Origin of the sequence: Gluconacetobacter entanii, from assembly GCF_013155425.1 — a bacterium.
GTDB lineage: Bacteria > Pseudomonadota > Alphaproteobacteria > Acetobacterales > Acetobacteraceae > Novacetimonas > Novacetimonas entanii.
This window is the reverse complement of sequence record NZ_JABJWD010000162.1, coordinates 1-265: the sequence shown is the minus strand read 5'-3', so window position 1 is coordinate 265 and position 265 is coordinate 1. Positions and strand designations below refer to the sequence as shown.

Sequence of the window (265 nt, the reverse complement as noted above, 5' to 3'; positions counted from 1 at the left end):
CGTGTCAGCCCAGACACTTGAGGCTGTATTGGTTTTATCCAGCAGCCCCTCTCTCAATCGCGCGCCATCACTGGCGGCGGCATGCGTTGTGTTCCATTTCCGGATGAACCGGTATTTTCGATCGATGGAAACATGCGATTTATAGCCAAAGAACGGGATGGCGAGATCGCTGGATGGCATGGTTCCATCATCCTGCCGCTTCGCCTTCGTGAACTTCAGTGTCCATCGCGCATGACGATCCTTGTGCGACAGCTTTGCGGGTTTG

Annotated in this window: 1 pseudogene; it reads right to left on the bottom strand. The window is 54.3% G+C overall.

Annotated elements, in window-relative coordinates:
- Positions 1-265: pseudogene (locus tag HNH97_RS18510) on the bottom strand (IS5/IS1182 family transposase); the annotation flags it as partial.